Source organism: Streptomyces sp. McG3 (assembly GCF_018619185.1).
In the GTDB taxonomy this organism is placed as follows: Bacteria; Actinomycetota; Actinomycetes; order Streptomycetales; family Streptomycetaceae; genus Streptomyces.
Map to the genome: position 1 here is coordinate 1 of NZ_JAAXYC010000182.1, position 15,521 is coordinate 15,521.

Here is a 15,521-nt window from a genome sequence, read left to right on the forward strand (position 1 = left end):
GCGGACGACGGTGTGGCGCGGGCGCCGGGCCCGGCGGGGACGGGGGTCGACGGGGCGGCGGGGGTCGGAGCGCCGGCGGATGGGACCGGGCCCGAGCAGGTCGGCCCGGAACAGTCCGTAGGTGATCCGCCGTTGCGCGGCGGCCTCCAGTTCGTCCCGCAGAGGACCGTCGCGCAGCACTGCCCCAGGACCGAGCAGCCCCTCGACGACGGCCAGCGCACCGGCGATGTCCCCGTGGTCGAGGCGTTCCCGCACACCGGTGAGGCAGTCCGGACGCCGGTGCGCCTCGTCGATGGCCTGGAGGCAGGGCAGCGGAGTGCCGGTCAGGGCGATCAGCAGTTCTTCGCGGCGGACCTCGGCCGGATCGTGGTCCAGCGGGGCGAGAACCCCTTCGACCAGGCCGATCCGGTGCTGTTCTCCCCGGCATTCCACGAGGCGCGACGCTCCCGCCCGGTCACCGCCACCCGGACGAGCCGGTGCCCAAGGAGGCGGCGTCAGGTCCGGCACGAGGGCCCGAGCCACCAGCGGGTGCAGCTGACCGGCCGCGATCGCCCCGGTACGGAGCAGGTCGAGGTCGGGCAGCACCCAGGTCGCCGCGTCGGGCAGCACCGGAGGTGCGGACGCACCCGGGTCCGGGGCCGCCTCCGTGACCCGCGCGACGGGCGTCCCCCGACCGTCCGCGCCGGCCTCCAGGTCCAGGAGAAGCCGGCGTCGGCCGCCGAGGCGCACGCTGACCGCTCCGCACGGCCCCTGCCCCTCGGCGCGGAGCAGGATCGCCGCCTCCGCCGCCCAACGGTCGACGGCACAGCGTCGGTCGGGCGGGACGGCGCACCACGGTTCCGGGCCGACGGCTTCGGCGGCACAGGCGGACGGCAGGTCGTCGAGGCCACTACGGATCCGTAGCTCATCGGCCCTGCGCGCGTCCCACAGGTGGCGGTGCAGATCGAGGCGGTAGCGCCGGTTCGGACGCGGGTGAGGGTGACGGCGGGCGGTGGGCTCGGTGTGCGACCCGTCCCACAGCGCGAGACTGATCCGCTGCCCGGCGTCCGCCCAGGCGGGCGGGGTCCGGACGACCAGGTGCAGAGGAGCCGGTCCGTCGCGCTCCGGTGGGTCGTAGCGGGCCAGTTCGATCGTCAGCCCCGGGCGCAGCAGCCCGTGCGGGGCGATCCTCGGCATGTGCCAGCGCAGCAGGTCAGGAGCCAGCCGGCGAAGGTCCGCCCGGATGCGGGCGGCGAGTTCCCGGCCGTGGCTGCGCACCACGGACCGGAGGCGGAGATCGATATCGACGCCTGCTGCGGCGCACGCTCCTGCCCAGTCCCCGGCCTCACGGCGGGCGGTGGCAGTCTCGATCATCGGGGCCGGCACGGCGAACTCGCGCACGCGCGGCCAGAAGGACGGGGCGGACAGGGGGGACGGGCAGGAATCCCGGTTCGCGGTCGAAGGGAGCATCAGCACTCACCTTGCGCGGACGGGTCCCCCAATCTGTTCATGGAGTGAGTCATCGCGGGGAGCCTAGCTCCGGTCAGCGGTATCTGCCAGGACTTTTTCCCGTGACGGAACGCGAGACGACCGGCGCGGGGCGCCCACATCGCCCCTGAGCAGCGCTGACGAGCCACTCCGCTGCCCGGAACAAGACGGCTCGTCGCTCGCCCCGCGCCGCCGGTGGACCTGGCGCACTCCCACCGGCCGGCCTCGTCCCCAACCACGTCGTGGTCGGCCCGTGCACGTCGACCGCATCCGCATATTCCCGGGGAACGCCGACACGGCGGTGGAGCGGCTCAGGCAGGCCGGCGTTCCCGCGGCTCGCCTGCGGGGCGACACGGCCGCGGAGGCGGACGCCGTCCAGGTCGGCACCATCCATGCCTTCAAGGGGCTGGAGTTCCGGTGTGTCGCGGTCATCGGTGCGCGCGTCGGCGCTCTCCTGTTCCCCAAGGCGGTGACAGCGGTCGGCGTCGACCGCCTTCAGCACGCCGCCGATCTGTTGGCGCGCCGGCAGCGTCACCGCCGGCGCGTTGCCCGTATCGAGTCCGGCCCACACCGCGGTTCAGGGGTACCTGCGCCTGATCGGTGTCAGCTCAGCGCAACGCGCTCATCCCCTGCCACTCGGTCCACGGGACGTTCCACGCGCCGAAGCCGTTCCCGGGCGCGACCACGCCCTTGGTGTCCTCGCCGGTGATCTCGAACGGGTCGCCGGGCCGCACCTGCCCGTAGAACCAGGCCGCGTCCGCGTCGCTCATTCCTATGCACCCGGAACTGCGGTTGGCCCTGCCGAGATGGCGGGCGTTCCACGGGGCGGCGTGCGCGTACATGCCCGACCAGGTCAACCGCATCGAGTGGTCGACCATCTTGTCGTAGGCGTCGGCAAGGCCCACGGTCTCGGAGTTCATGTTGATCGTGCCCTCCTTGGCCATGAGCACGGCGGTTCCTCGCCAGGATCGTTTGTCGCCGCCGGGCGTGCCGCCGGAGACCGGGATCCGGCGTACGGTCCTTCCGTCCCGTACGAGGGAGAGCCGATGGCGGTCGAGGTCGACCTCGACGATCTGCTGGTCGCCGACGGTGAAGGACGTCGTGTAGTCGCGTACGAACCAGCCGCCGTCCGGCCCCGATTCGGTGCCGTTCAACTCGGCGTTCAGCCTGACCTCCGTCCCCGGCTTCCAGTACGTCCGGGGCCGCCAGTCCACCCGGTCCCGGCCCGACCAGTCGCGTATCCAGCCCCAGGAGCCCTCGGTGCCGTCCGAGGTGGTGACCTTGAGCTGCTTCTCGACCTCGGCCCGGTTCCTGACCGGGTGGTCGAAGACCAGGGAGATCAACTGGGCGACGCCGACGGTGGTTGCGGCGCCCGGTCTCCAGTCGACCTTGTTGACCTTGTCCGCCTTCGCCGTGGTGAAGCCGGCCCGGGCGCTCCCGGCGGTTCCGCCCACGCTCCGGGTCGCCGCCGTCACCTCGTACGCCGTACCGGGTGCGGACGTGCGGTCAGAGACCCAGGACCGGCCGTCGGCGGCGGTCTTTCCGGCGAGCCGCCGGCCCTCGGCGTCGGTGACGGTCACCGAGGTGAGGCTGCCGCCCGAGACCGTGACCCGTACGGGCTCACCGGCCCGGATCCGCTGGCCCGCGGGCGTGACGGAGACCGTGACGGGGCGGTCGTCGGGGCTCGGCGTCACCTCGGCGACCGGGGCGCCGGGAGGGGCGCTCGACGAGCAGGCTGCGAGCGGTGCCAGCAGGGCTGCCGCGACGGTGGCCCTGACGCGGGCACGGATGCGTGCGGGTGTGCGTGACGAGCGGGACAACAGGACCTCCGGGAGAGCCGCGAGAGAGCCGGACGAGTCGGCGATGCTGCGACTGTAGAGCCGGAAAAGACGAGGTCAGACGCTGTGGATCGATGTGACGGCGACTGGTGAGGAACGGTCATGGTCCGGTCACATTCAGCGTTCGGAGCGGTCATGAAGCGCTGTGAGCATCCTCTGTATCCCCGCGAAAGGGCCGGGGAGCCGTCCCCGCGAAAGGTCCGGGGAGCCGTCCCCGCGACAGGGTCCGGGGAGAAGGAGAGGCCAGACCGTGTCAGCGCTGCTCGTGCCGTCGTCGTCCAGCCCCGTGCCCCGAGCACGGAACCGGGACGTGGCCCTGGGAACCATCACCCCGAAGACCTACCGCGCCTTTCTCGCGTCCCGAGAAGGCCAGGCCCTCGGCGCCGGCTTCCTCCAGTGCCCGTCCTGGGCCGGCGTCAAGGAGGGATGGGACTCCCAACTGATCGGCTGGGGGCCGGATCCGGAGGCGGGCGTACTGACGGGCGTGGCCTTGGTGCTGCTGCGTCAGTTCCCCGGGACGCGCAAGTCCTTCGCCTACCTCCCCGAAGGGCCCGTCGCCGACTGGAGCGACCCCGATGTCGACGACTGGCTCGATCCGCTCCTGGGGCACCTGCGCCGTGCGGGCGCCTTCGCGGTGCGCATCGGCCCGTCGCCCGCCTACCGGCGCTGGGACGCCGCCCGGCTCAAGCCGCTCACCGGCCCGGGCCGACGCCTCGGCGACGTCCTGGCCAGCGAGGTCGACCCCCTCGGCTCCGCCGTCGCCGACCGGCTGCGGGTCAGGGGCTGGCGCCGCTGCGGAGGCGACGGGACCGGGCCGGGCGGGGACGCCCAGCCCCGCCACGTCTTCCGGGTGCCGCTCGCCGGACGCACCACGGACGACGTATGGGCCGGGCTCAACCAGGAGTGGCGACGCAACGTGCGCCGGGCCCGGAGAGAGGGCGTGGAGGTGGTGGTCGGCAGCGCGGCGGACCTTCCCGAGTTCTGCCGGCTGCTCGCCGTCACCGAGCGACGCGACGGATTCCGCCTCGGCCGCTCGCTCGCCTACTACGAGCGCCAGTACGCCGCGCTCAACGCCGAGGAACCGGGCCGGATGAAGCTGTACCTGGCCCGTCACCGGGGCGAGATCCTGGCCGCCCACACGCTGATCTCCGTGGGCCGCCGCGCCTGGTACCAGACCGGCGCATCCGCCGACCACCGCCGCGAGGTCCGGCCCTCCAACGCCCTTCAATGGCGGATGCTGCTGGATGCCCACGCCCTCGGGGCGGACGTCTACGACATGCGCGGGGTAGCCTCCACTCTCGATCCGGCAGAACGTGGTTACGGATTGCTGCGATGGAAGCTCGGCACCGGTGGGCAGGTCGTCGAGACATTGGGGGAATGGGAGAAGCCATTGGGGGGCAGCGCCAACCTCGCGCTCCACCGTGCCTTCCAGGCGTACCTGAACCGCCGATGAAGAGGACATACCCGACGACGCACACCGCCGCGGACCGTCCGGAATCCGGGGCGGCGGTCTCCGCTCCGCGCGGCAGTGCTGTCATGGCCGTCGGATCCGTCGTCTCCCGCGCCACCGGTTTCGCCCGGTCCGCCGTGGTCGCGGCGGCTCTGGGCACCATCGGGCCGAGCGCCGACGGCTACGCGGTCGGCAACGCCCTGCCCACCATCGTCTACATGCTGCTGCTGGGCGGCGCGCTGAACGCCGTCTTCGTTCCCGAGCTGGTCCGGGCCGCGAAGGAACACCCCGACGCGGGGGCCGCGTACACCGACCGCCTCGTCACGGTCTGCGTCGTCGCCCTGCTGGTCATCACCGCGACCGCGGTGTGGGCCGCCCCCACGATCGTCGACGTGTACACCGACTACACAGGCCGGCAGGCGGCCATGACCATCGCGCTGGCCCGCTACTGCCTGCCCCAGATCTTCTTTCTCGGACTGTTCACGCTGCTCGGCCAGATACTCAACGCACAGGGCCGGTTCGGCGCGATGATGTGGGCGCCGGCCCTGAACAACCTCGTCGTCATGGCCGTCTTCGGCCTGTACCTGGCCCTGTCCCTGGGGGGCGGGGACACCCTCACACCGACCGGGACCGCCCTGCTCGGCTGGGGCACGACCGCCGGTATCGCCGTCCAGGCGCTCGCCCTCGTCCCGGCCCTGCGCGCCGCCCGCTTCCGCTGGCGGCCCCGCTTCGCCCGACGCGACAGCGGACTGACCCGCCCCCTGCGAGCGGCCGGCTGGCTGGTGCTGCTGGTCCTCGCCAACCAGGCCGCCTACTGGGTGACCACCCGGCTCGCCACGAACGCCGGCCTCGACGGCGGACCAGGATTCGGCGCCTACAACAACGCCTACGCCCTGTGGGTCGTACCGCACGGCGTCATCACCGTGTCCGTGGTGACGGCGCTCCTGCCCCGGATGAGTGCGGCGGCGGCCGACGGGGACACCGCCGGCCTGCGGCACGACGTCTCCCACGCCCTGCGGGTCTGCGCGGCCGCCGTCGTACCCGCCGCCTGCGCGCTGCTCGCCCTCGCCGGGCCGGTGACGTCCCTCGTCTTCGGATACGGCAGGACCAGCGCCGCCGACACGGCCGCCCTGGCCGGGATCCTGATGGCCTTCGCACCGGGACTGATCGCCCTGTCGGGCCAGTACGTCCTGTCCCGCGCCTTCTACGCGCTCTCCGACACCCGCACGCCGTTCCTGCTCAACCTGGTGATCGTCGTCCTCAACGCGGGACTGTCCGTGGCCGCAGCGCAGGCGCTGCCGGCCCGCTGGGCCGTCACGGGCATGGCAGCGGCCTACTCGCTGGCTCTGTGCGCGGGCTGGGCGCTGACCGGCAGGGTGCTGAGCCGTCGGCTCGACGTCGTACGCCCCCTGCGGCGGTCGTCCTCCGCGGCCGCCCACGCACGCCTGCTGCTCGCCGCCGTCCCCGCCACCGCCCTCGGCCACCTCGCGGCCCTCGGCGCGGCAGGGGCGGGAGCCCTGGCCGCCACCGCCGCCGGCGCGGCTGCCGTCGTCGTCACCTTCGCTCTCCTCGCCCGTCCGCTGCGGCTCGCCGAACTGAACGCTCTGCTCCTGCGTGTAGACAGTCGGCGGACCCGGACCCGGACCCGGACCTGACCACATCACCATCACCATCGAAGGAGAACAACCGATGCCCCGCGTGCTCCTCGTCGAGGACGACCCCTTCGTACGCGAGGGGGTCCAGCTCGGTCTGCGCCGCCGCGGCCACGACGTACGAGCAGCCGAGACCGGCGAGGACGGCCTCGCCGCACTGGCCGAGTTCCGCCCCGATCTGCTGCTGCTGGACCTGATGCTGCCCGGAATGACCGGCGTCCAGGTCTGCCGGCAGGTCCGCGAGCACAGCCAGCTGCCGATCATCATGCTCACCGCGCGCGGCGACGACTTCGACGTGGTCATCGGCCTGGAGGCCGGCGCCGACGACTACATCGTCAAACCCGCCCGGCCCGAGGTGATCGACGCCCGGATCCGGGCCGTGCTGCGCCGCATGGACGACGGCTCCACGGGCCGCCCGGCCATCGAGGTCTACGGCGACCTCACCATCGACCGGGTCGGTCTGACCGTGTCCAAAGCGGGCCGGCTCCTGACGCTCGCTCCCTCGGAGCTCAGGCTTCTCCTGCACCTGTCCGCCGCCCCCGAGCAGGTGTTCAGCAGGCAGCAGCTCCTGGAGAACGTGTGGGAGCACACCTTCCACGCCGACGGCCGGCTGGTCGACGCCTGTGTCGCCCGGCTGCGCGGCAAGATCGAGAACGAGGTCGGCAGCCCGCGTTACGTCCAGACACTGCGGGGCTTCGGCTACCGCTTCGGTCCGCTGTGATCGCCGTCCCCCGGCCCGGCCGCCCGCGCAGGGGCGGGAACGAAGGGCCCGACGGCGCGGGTTCGGCCGTGAGCACCCGCGGGCGCTCTCGGGCCAGGGCGTTCGGCCTGCGTGCCCGACTGCTGGCCGCCTTCCTGCTGGTCGCCGTGGTCAGCGCCGGCACGACGTCCGCGCTGACCTACCGCGAGGCCCGCAACGCGCTGCTGAAGACCGCCCAGGACACAGCGGTCTCGACGTTCCGCGACCAGGTCCAGCGGACGGGCTGGGGGCTGCCCGTCCAGGAGGAGGGGCTGGAGGAGGTCCTGCGCGACCTCGCCCGCACGGGCAAACCGCGCCCCTGGGTGGTGTTCGCCGAGTACGGCACCCTCCGCGCGTCCTCGGGCGAGAACCCGGTCTCCACCGTCATCACCCCCGAACTGCGGCGGGCCGCGTCGGCAGACAGGTACGGGAGCTTCGAGCGGGTCGTCAAGGACGGCGTCCCGTACCTGACCATCGGCATGCCCACGGTGTTCAGAACCGGCCCGGACAGCGTGCTGCCCACCGGACTCGTCCTGTACGCCGTCATGCGGATGACCGACGAGCAGGTCAACGTCGACGCCCTGCTCGTCGCCGCCCGGAACGGGGCCCTGCCCGGCCTCGCCATCGCGCTCGTACCCGGCCTGATCGCCGCGCGCAGTGTGCTGCGTCCGGTGCGGGAATTGCGCCGTGCGGCCAGGAGCATGGGCAGCGGCAGGCTCGACACCCGTATCCCGGTACGCGGCACCGACGAACTGGCCGACCTGGCGGATACGTTCAACGAGTCGGCGGGGCAACTGGAGCGGTCCGTCGGCGAACTGCGCGACGCCGAGGCACGGGCGCGTCGCTTCGCCTCCGACGTCTCGCACGAACTGCGCACCCCCCTGGCCGGGATGCTCGCCGTCACCGAGGTCCTCGATCAGGACGCGGACCGTCTGGACGCCGACACCGCCCAGGCGGTCCGGCTGGTCAGCGCGGAGACCGGAAAGCTCGCCGTGCTCGTCGAGGACCTGATGGAGATATCCCGCTTCGACGCCCGCGCGGCCGAGCTGAACTCCGACGAGATCGACGTCGCCGAGGCCATCCGCAAGTCCCTCCAGACCCGGCACTGGTCGAACGACGACCGGATCCACGCCGAGCTCCCCACCGGCATCCGGGCCCGGCTCGACCCACGCCGCTACGACATCGTGGTCGCCAACCTCGTCGGCAACGCCCTGCGGCACGGCGGCGCGCCCGTCACCGTACGCCTGCGCACCGAGGCGAGTTCCTCCGGCACCCAGGTACTCATCACCGAGGTCGCGGACAGTGGCCCCGGCATCCCCCCGGCCTCGCTCCCGCACATCTTCGACCGCTTCTACAAGGCCGACGCGGCCCGTACCCGATCGCCGGGCAGCGGCCTGGGACTGGCGATCACCCTGGAGAACGTACGTCTGCACGGCGGAGCGATCCGCGCGGGGAACCTGCCCGGCGGCGGTGCCGTCTTCACCGTCGAGATACCGCTCCGGGTCGAGGAGGACGGCAGATGAGGCGTGCCTGGTGGCGCGGAGGCGTGGTGGGCCCCCTCGTCATGGTCGTCGCGTCCCTGCTCGGCGGCTGCGGGATCCAGGCGTCCGACGCCATCGAGGCGGGGGGACCCGCGACCGTCGAGGCCTTCCTCAACCGTGACAACGACATGCTGCTCTTCTTCCGCTCCCCCGACGGCGGGTTGAGTCCCGTGATCCGGGCGGTCAGGCCCTCGGCCGGATTCGGCGACGAGTACGTCGAGCTGGGCGCCGACGAACGGGACCCCGCAGGACCGGCGGGCCCCTCGCCCACGGAGAAGGTCGTCCTGGCGCTGCTCTCCGGCCCGGGGAGGACGGACCGGGCGGCCGGTCTGACCACCGCGCTTCCCGCTGTCCGCGCGGGCGAAACCGTAGCCGTCGAGGCCTCGTCGGACGGCGGGATCGCGGTGCGCCTGCCCCTGGCCGTGCAGGGGCTGGACGCCACGGCCCTACGTCAGCTGATGTGCACGATCGCCTACAACGAGGCCACCGACGGCCGGGGAGTCGTGACGCTGACGGGACAGGACGGGACGAAGAGGTCCGGCACGTGCGGGCTCGCCCCCGGCACAGCCGGCTGATATCGGTTCCTCGGCCGGAAGCCGCCCCGCATCGCCCTGCGCACGACGCCGTCCCGGACCCGTACCGTTCTGCCACGGGTCCGGGACGGGCCCGGGCTCAGAAGAAGACCCCGCACCGCAGCAGTACGTTCGCGTACGGCCGGGCCTCCCCCGTCCGTACGACCAGGCGGGCCGCCGCCGTGAGCGCCTTGAGCTCGTCGTGCGGGACCACCTCCAGCCAGGGGAAGTGACCGTCCAGGAGCGCCGCCGCCTCCGGGTTGGCGTCACGGATCTCCTCGGCGGCCGTCGCCCCCTCCACGACCAGCTCGTCGAGCAGGCCGTCCAGGACCTCGGCGAACGACGGGGTCCCGGCGCGGAAGGCCAGGTCGATCACGCGGGGGCCGGGTGGGATCGGCATGCCGGCGTCGCAGACCAGGACGGTGTCGCCGTGGCCGAGTTCGGCGATCGCGCCCGCCAGGTGGCGGTTGAGGATGCCCGACTTCTTCACAGCGCGTCGACCTCCTCCAGCGTCGGGAACGATTCCTGCGCCCCGCGCGCCGTGACCGCCGCCGCACCCACCCTGACCGCGAAGGCCGCCGCCTCCCGCAGGTCGTCGCCACGGCCCAGCCGCCAGGCCAGGGCAGCCGTGAACGCGTCCCCGGCACCGGTCGTGTCGAGGGCCTCGACCTTCGGGCTGACCAGGTGGTCCAGGGATTCCGTCCGGCTGTCCGCCACCAGGGCCCCGGCCGCGCCCAGGGTGATGACGACCGAGCGCGGGCCGAGCGCGAGCAGGGCGGGCGCCCAGTCGTGCGGGGACGTCCCCGCCCCGTCGCCGAGGATGTACCGCGCCTCGTGCTCGTTGACCACCAGCGGATCGCAGGCGGCGAGCACCTCCTTCGGGAGCGGGGCGGGCGGGGACGGGTTGAGGACGAGCCGGGTGTCCGGCCCCCGGCCGCGTACCGTCTCGGCCACCGTGTCGAGCGGGATCTCCAGCTGTACGGAGATGACCCGGGCGGCGGCGAGCAGCGGGGCCGCCGCCCGGACGTCCTCGGGGGTGAGGCGGCCGTTGGCTCCCGGGGAGACCACGATGCTGTTGTCGCCCGAGGGGTCGACGGTGATCAGGGCGACGCCGGTGGGGGCCCCGCCCACCAGGACGCCGTCCGTGTCCACGCCCGCCGCGCGCTGGGTCTCCAGCAGGAGGCGTCCGTGGTCGTCGTCGCCGACCCGGGCGAGGAGGGCGGTCCTGGCGCCGAGGCGGGCGGCGGCCAGCGACTGGTTGGCGCCCTTGCCGCCCGGGTGGACGGCGAGGTCGGAGCCGAGGACGGTCTCGCCGGGCGCGGGGCGGCGCTCGACGCCGATCACCAGGTCGGCGTTGGCCGACCCGACGACCAGCAGGTCGTACCGGTCGTCGGGGGCGTTGTCGTGCATGTGCGTGTTTCCTGCTTTCGTCGGTCGAGGGTCGACAGGCCGGTTCACGAGCGGTTCGACGGGCCGGTTCACGAGCTGGGGTCGACAGGCCGGTTCACGAGCCGGGCGGCGGTCAGGAGAAGTCGGCGACGTTCTCCCGGGTGACCACCTTGACCGGCACCTTCACCGTGCTCTCGACCTTCTCGTCCTTCGCGGCCTTCACGGCGTTCCGCACCGCGATCTTGCCCAGTTCGGCGGGCTGTTGGGCCACCGAAGCGTAGAGCGTGCCGGCCTCGACCGCCTTCAGGCCGTCCGGGGTTCCGTCGAAGCCGACGACCGAGACGGACTTTCCCGCCTTGCTGCCGAGCGCCTTGGCCGCGCCGAGCGCCATCTCGTCGTTCTCGGCGAAGACGCCGGTGACGCCGGGGTGCGACTGGATGAGGTTGGTCATGACGTCGAGGCCCTTGGTGCGGTCGAAGTCGGCGGGCTGCTTGGCGACCACCTCGATGCCCGGGTACTTCTTGAGTCCCTCGGCGAAACCGGCCCCGCGCTCGCGGCTGGCGGAGGTGCCCGCCGTGCCCTGGAGGATGACGATGCTCCCCTTGCCGCCGAGCTTGTCGGCCAGCGCGTCGGCGGCGAGCTTGCCGCCCGCCACGTTGTCCGAGGCGACGAGCGTCGCGGTCTCCGCCTTGTTGACGCCGCGGTCGGCGGCGATCACGGGGATGTCCGCCTTGTTGGCACTGCGGACGCCCGGGCCGACGGCATCCGAGTCCACCGGGTTGACGATGATCGAGGAGACGCCGGAACCGGTGAAGTTCTGGAGCTGGTTGGCCTGCTGGGAGGCGTCGTTCTGGGCGTCGGTGACGGTGAGGTCGATGCCCGCCTTCTCCGCCTCCTCCTGTGCTCCTTCCTTCATCTGCACGAAGAAGGGGTTGTTGAGCGTGGAGAGGGACATGCCGACCTTCGTCGTGCCGCCGGACGAGCCGGAGTTGAAGAAGGAGACCGCGCCGACGACGAGGGCGACGCAGAGTGCCGCGCCGGCCATTTTGAGCGCTCCCTTGCGGCCGGCCCCCGGTGCGCCGGGGGCGGTGCCCGCCGAGGAGGCCGCTCCCGAACCGGCCTTGCGGCGCAGCGTGTCCAGCAGGACGGCGAGCGCGATGACGACGCCGATGACGACCTGCTGCCAGAACGCCGACACGGAGAGGAGGTTGAGGCCGTTGCGGAGGACGGCGAGGATGAGCGCGCCGATCAGAGTGCCGGACGCCTTGCCGACACCGCCGGCCAGGCTCGCCCCGCCGATGACGACCGCGGCGATGGCGTCGAGTTCGTATCCCTGGGCGGCCTGCGGCTGGGCGGAGACGAGGCGCGAGGCGAGGACGATGCCCGCGACGGCGGCGAAGAGGCCGGACAGCGCGTAGATGACGATCTTCTGGCGCTTGACGCGGAGTCCGGAGAGCCGGGCCGCTTCCTCGTTGCCGCCGATCGCGTACATCGAGCGGCCGATGAAGGTGCGGGCGAGGATCAGTGCGGTGATCAGGCCCATCGCGATCATCACGAGGACCGGTACGGGGAGCCAGCCGCCGAGGGTGTCGCCGAGCACCGAGACGGAGTCGGGGAAGGCGATCGGGCTGCCCTGCGAGATGACGAGGGACAGTCCCCGGGCGATGGAGAGCATCGCCAGCGTCGCGATGAACGGCGGGAGTTTGCCGTACGAGACGAGGGCGCCGTTCACGAAGCCGCAGGCGATGCCCGTGAGAACCGCGAGCACGACGGCCAGGACGACCGGCACCCCGGCGGACGTCGCCGACCAGGCGAGGACCGTGGCGGACAGGGCCGCCACCGAACCGACGGACAGGTCGATGCCCGCCGAGACGATGACGAAGGTGACGCCGAACGCGAGGATGGCGGTGACGGCCGCCTGGACGCCGACGTTCAGCAGGTTCTGGGTGGTCAGGAAGTCGCCGGAGAGCAGCGACATCGCCACCACCAGGACGACCAGGGCGCTGAGCGCGCCGTTGTCGAGCAGGACGCGGCGTATCACGGAGACTCCGCCGCCCGTTCCCGCGTCACTCCTGGCTGTCTCAGTGGCCACGGGGGCCCTCCTCTTCCTTCTTCGGTGCGGGGTGTTCGGTGGGGGTGTGGCCCTGATGCGTGACCGGGGTGCCGACGGCGAGGGCCATGACGGCGTCCTGGGTGGCTTCGCCCGCGGGGAGTTCACCGGCGATCCGGCCCTGGGCCATGACGAGCACCCGGTCGCTCATGCCGAGGACCTCCGGCAGATCGCTGGAGATCATCAGGACGGCGTGTCCGGAGGCGGTCAGCTCGTTGATGAGCTGGTAGATCTCGACCTTGGCGCCGACGTCGATGCCCCGGGTGGGTTCGTCGAGGATGAGGACCCGGGTGTCGGCCAGCAGCCACTTGCCGATGACGACCTTCTGCTGGTTGCCGCCGGAGAGGGTGCGCACATGCTGGCCGAGGCCGGACATGCGGACGCCGAGCTGCTGGGCGATGCGGGCGGCGGCGGTGCGCTGCCCCTTGAGGTCCACGAGCCCGGAGCGGGTCGCGGAACGCAGGGTGACCAGGCCCAGGTTCTCCTGCACGGAGGCGTCGAGGACCAGGCCCTGGCCCTTGCGGTCCTCCGGTACGAGTCCGATGCCGGCGCCCATCGCGGCGGGCACGTCGTGCCGGGCCAGGCGCTCGCCGCGTACGTCGACGGTGCCCGCGTCGTACGGGTCGGCCCCGAAGACGGCGCGCGCCACCTCCGTACGCCCGGCCCCGACGAGTCCGGCGAGGCCGACGACCTCACCGGCGTGCACGTCGAAGCTGATGTCGTGGAAGACGCCGTCGCGGGTGAGTCCGCGCACCGACAGCAACGCGTCCGCGGAGTCCGGGCGTTCGGGGCGTTCACGCGGGTACTGCTGTTCGATGCTGCGGCCGACCATGAGCTGGACGAGTTCGTCCTCGGGGGTCGACGCCGGGACCTGGTCGATGCTGCGGCCGTCGCGGAGGACGGTCACCCGGTCGCCGAGTGCGGCGATCTCCTCCAGGTGGTGGGTGATGAAGACGATCCCGACGCCGTCCTCGCGCAGTTGGCGGACGATCGCGAAGAGCTTGTCGACCTCCTCGGAGGTGAGCACCGCGGTCGGCTCGTCCATGATCAGGACGCGGGCCTCCAGGCTGAGCGCCTTGGCGATCTCCACCATCTGGAGCCGGGCGATGCCCAGTTCACGGACCTTGGCGTCGGGTCGCACGTTGACGCCGACCCGGCGCAGCAGCTCTGCCGCGTCCTCGCGCATCCGGCGGTGGTCGACGAGCCCGTAGCGGCGCGGCTGGCGGCCCAGGAAGATGTTCTCGGCGACGGTGAGGTCGGGGACGAGGTTGAACTCCTGGTAGATGGTGGCGATCCCGAGCCGCTCGGCGTCCTGTGCGCCCTCGATGCGGACCTCACGCCCTTCGGCCAGGATGCGGCCGTGGTCGGGGCGGTAGGCGCCGGAGAGCATCTTGATGAGGGTGCTCTTCCCCGCGCCGTTCTCGCCGAGCAGGACGTGCACTTCGCCTCTGCGGAGGTCGAAGTCGACGTTGTCGAGCGCCACCACGCCGGGGAAGGTCTTGCGGAGACCCTCGATGCGCAGCAACTCGTCTGGTGCGGTCACCAGTTGCCTGTCCGGTGCGGTCACCGGTCGCTCCTCTGGTTCGATGCGGCCCCGCCGCACGAGCGGCGTACGACGAGGCGGGCGGGCAGGATGACGGACTGCGGGGTCCGTCCTTCGATCCGGTCGGCCAGCGCGCGCACGGCGGCCCGCGCCAGGTCGGCGGTCGGCTGGGCGATGGCGGTGATCGGCGGGTCCGTGTGGACGAACCACGGGATGTCGTCGAAGGCGGCGAGCGCGATGTCGTCGGGGACCCGCAGCCCTCGGGCCCGGATCGCGTCCAGCGCGCCGAGCGCCATCAGGTTGTCCGCGGCGAACACGACCTCGGGCGGCTCGGCCAGGGCGAGGAAGCGCTCGGTGGCCCGGCGGCCGCTGGCCGCCTGGAAGTCGCCCTGGCCGATGTAGGCGTCGGGCAGGGCGAGCCCGAGCCGGCGCATCGCGTCCCGGAAGGCCTCGACGCGCTCGTTGCCGGTGGTGGTGGCGGCGGGCCCGGCGATAATGGCGAGCCGGCGGTGACCGAGGCCGTGCAGATGCGCGACGAGATCCTTGACCGCGCCCGTACCGTCGGCCCGGACGACGGGGACGTCGATGCCGGGGATCCAGCGGTCGACGAAGACCATCGGGGTGCCGCTCAGGGCGACGTCCCGCATCAGCGGGGAGCCCCCGTCGGCGGGCGAGACGAGGAGCCCGTCGATCCTGCGGTCGATGAGCGTGCGGATGTGGTGGTCCTGGAGCTCGGGACGCTCGTCGGCGTTGCCGATGATGACGCTGTAGCCGAGCGCGCGGGCCTCCTCCTCGACGAAGCGGGCCAGCTCGGTGAAGTACGGGTTGAGCACGTCACTGATGACCAGGCCGAGCGTGCGGGTCTGCGCGGTGCGCAGCGAGCGGGCGACCGCGTTGGGCCGGTAGCCGAGCGCCTCGACGGCGGCGAGCACGCGGGTACGCGCCTCTTCGCTGACGGACGGATGGCTGTTCAGCACGCGCGACACCGTGGCGACGGACACACCCGCCTCGGCCGCGACATCCTTGATGCCCGCCATGTCCGGACCACCTCCTTGTGGTTTCCGTACACCTCGAAACCCTTGCGCCGACCGGTGGTGAACCAGCCGCCCGGAGCCATGGAATCGATTACACGGACGATTGGAATCGATTCCATGGCCAAAAACAAGCCCCCCTCCCGCGTCCGAGACCGGATCGTGACGGGAGGGGGCTGGGGTGCGGGA

General features: G+C 72.5%; 12 protein-coding genes and 1 pseudogene. 6 read left to right on the forward strand and 7 right to left on the reverse strand.

Translation table 11 applies throughout. The features are described from left to right. On the reverse strand, positions 1-1,449 hold a 1,449-nt coding region (locus tag HET64_RS25270), incomplete at its 3' end, for a hypothetical protein (protein ID WP_215109280.1). 310 nt (positions 1,450-1,759) lie between these two features. Here HET64_RS25270 and HET64_RS40115 point away from each other — a divergent pair. Further along, positions 1,760-1,993: pseudogene (locus HET64_RS40115) on the forward strand (DNA helicase UvrD); the annotation flags it as partial. A gap of 82 nt (positions 1,994-2,075) precedes the next feature. On the opposite strand, the gene HET64_RS25275 reads toward HET64_RS40115, so the two are convergent. Beyond that, positions 2,076-3,287, reverse strand: a complete 1,212-nt coding sequence (locus tag HET64_RS25275; protein ID WP_215109282.1) for an Ig-like domain-containing protein — start codon at positions 3,285-3,287, stop codon at positions 2,076-2,078. Between the two features lie 268 nt (positions 3,288-3,555). Between HET64_RS25275 and HET64_RS25280 the strand changes: the two genes are divergently transcribed. The 5 genes from HET64_RS25280 (at position 3,556) to HET64_RS25300 (ending at position 9,262) form a co-directional block, all read left to right on the forward strand. Then, positions 3,556-4,758 (forward strand): peptidoglycan bridge formation glycyltransferase FemA/FemB family protein, encoded by a 1,203-nt coding sequence (locus tag HET64_RS25280; protein ID WP_215109284.1) that lies wholly within the window; start codon positions 3,556-3,558, stop codon positions 4,756-4,758. Between the two features lie 83 nt (positions 4,759-4,841). Next, positions 4,842-6,410, forward strand: a complete 1,569-nt coding sequence (murJ, locus tag HET64_RS25285; protein ID WP_251145839.1) for a murein biosynthesis integral membrane protein MurJ — start codon at positions 4,842-4,844, stop codon at positions 6,408-6,410. A 34-nt stretch (positions 6,411-6,444) separates the two neighbouring features. Then, positions 6,445-7,128 carry a response regulator transcription factor gene (locus HET64_RS25290; protein WP_073742781.1) on the forward strand — a complete coding sequence of 228 codons (684 nt, stop codon included), beginning with the start codon at positions 6,445-6,447 and terminating at the stop codon, positions 7,126-7,128. Beyond that, a complete protein-coding gene (locus tag HET64_RS25295) occupies positions 7,125-8,669 on the forward strand; it encodes a HAMP domain-containing sensor histidine kinase (protein ID WP_215109288.1) in 1,545 nt (514 codons plus the stop codon). Before HET64_RS25290 ends, HET64_RS25295 begins: the two co-directional genes overlap by 4 nt. Then, positions 8,666-9,262 carry a hypothetical protein gene (locus HET64_RS25300; protein ID WP_215109290.1) on the forward strand — a complete coding sequence of 199 codons (597 nt, stop codon included), beginning with the start codon at positions 8,666-8,668 and terminating at the stop codon, positions 9,260-9,262. Before HET64_RS25295 ends, HET64_RS25300 begins: the two co-directional genes overlap by 4 nt. Positions 9,263-9,359: 97 nt before the next feature. On the opposite strand, the gene rbsD is transcribed toward HET64_RS25300, so the two are convergent. The 5 genes from rbsD to HET64_RS25325 form a co-directional block, all read right to left on the reverse strand. After that, positions 9,360-9,749, reverse strand: a complete 390-nt coding sequence (gene rbsD, locus HET64_RS25305; RefSeq protein ID WP_215109292.1) for a D-ribose pyranase — start codon at positions 9,747-9,749, stop codon at positions 9,360-9,362. After that, complete coding sequence (locus HET64_RS25310) at positions 9,746-10,669, reverse strand: ribokinase (RefSeq protein WP_215109294.1); 924 nt, start codon at positions 10,667-10,669, stop codon at positions 9,746-9,748. Before HET64_RS25310 ends, rbsD begins: the two co-directional genes overlap by 4 nt. A gap of 112 nt (positions 10,670-10,781) precedes the next feature. After that, complete coding sequence (locus tag HET64_RS25315; RefSeq protein WP_215109296.1) at positions 10,782-12,740, reverse strand: substrate-binding domain-containing protein; 1,959 nt, start codon at positions 12,738-12,740, stop codon at positions 10,782-10,784. Then, positions 12,730-14,325, reverse strand: a complete 1,596-nt coding sequence (locus tag HET64_RS25320; protein WP_215109298.1) for a sugar ABC transporter ATP-binding protein — start codon at positions 14,323-14,325, stop codon at positions 12,730-12,732. Before HET64_RS25320 ends, HET64_RS25315 begins: the two co-directional genes overlap by 11 nt. Beyond that, positions 14,322-15,338 carry a LacI family DNA-binding transcriptional regulator gene (locus HET64_RS25325; RefSeq protein WP_215109300.1) on the reverse strand — a complete coding sequence of 339 codons (1,017 nt, stop codon included), beginning with the start codon at positions 15,336-15,338 and terminating at the stop codon, positions 14,322-14,324. Before HET64_RS25325 ends, HET64_RS25320 begins: the two co-directional genes overlap by 4 nt. Positions 15,339-15,521: the final 183 nt, after the last annotated feature.

Bases quoted from the DNA above. Each gene is read 5' to 3' on its own strand.
- murJ (WP_251145839.1), top strand. From the start codon at position 4,842: ATGGCCGTCGGATCCGTCGTCTCCCGCGCCACCGGTTTCGCCCGGTCC.
- HET64_RS25290 (WP_073742781.1), top strand. From the start codon at position 6,445: ATGCCCCGCGTGCTCCTCGTCGAGGACGACCCCTTCGTACGCGAGGGG.
- HET64_RS25300 (WP_215109290.1), top strand. From the start codon at position 8,666: ATGAGGCGTGCCTGGTGGCGCGGAGGCGTGGTGGGCCCCCTCGTCATG.
- HET64_RS25310 (WP_215109294.1), bottom strand. From the start codon at position 10,669: ATGCACGACAACGCCCCCGACGACCGGTACGACCTGCTGGTCGTCGGG.
- HET64_RS25325 (WP_215109300.1), bottom strand. From the start codon at position 15,338: ATGGCGGGCATCAAGGATGTCGCGGCCGAGGCGGGTGTGTCCGTCGCC.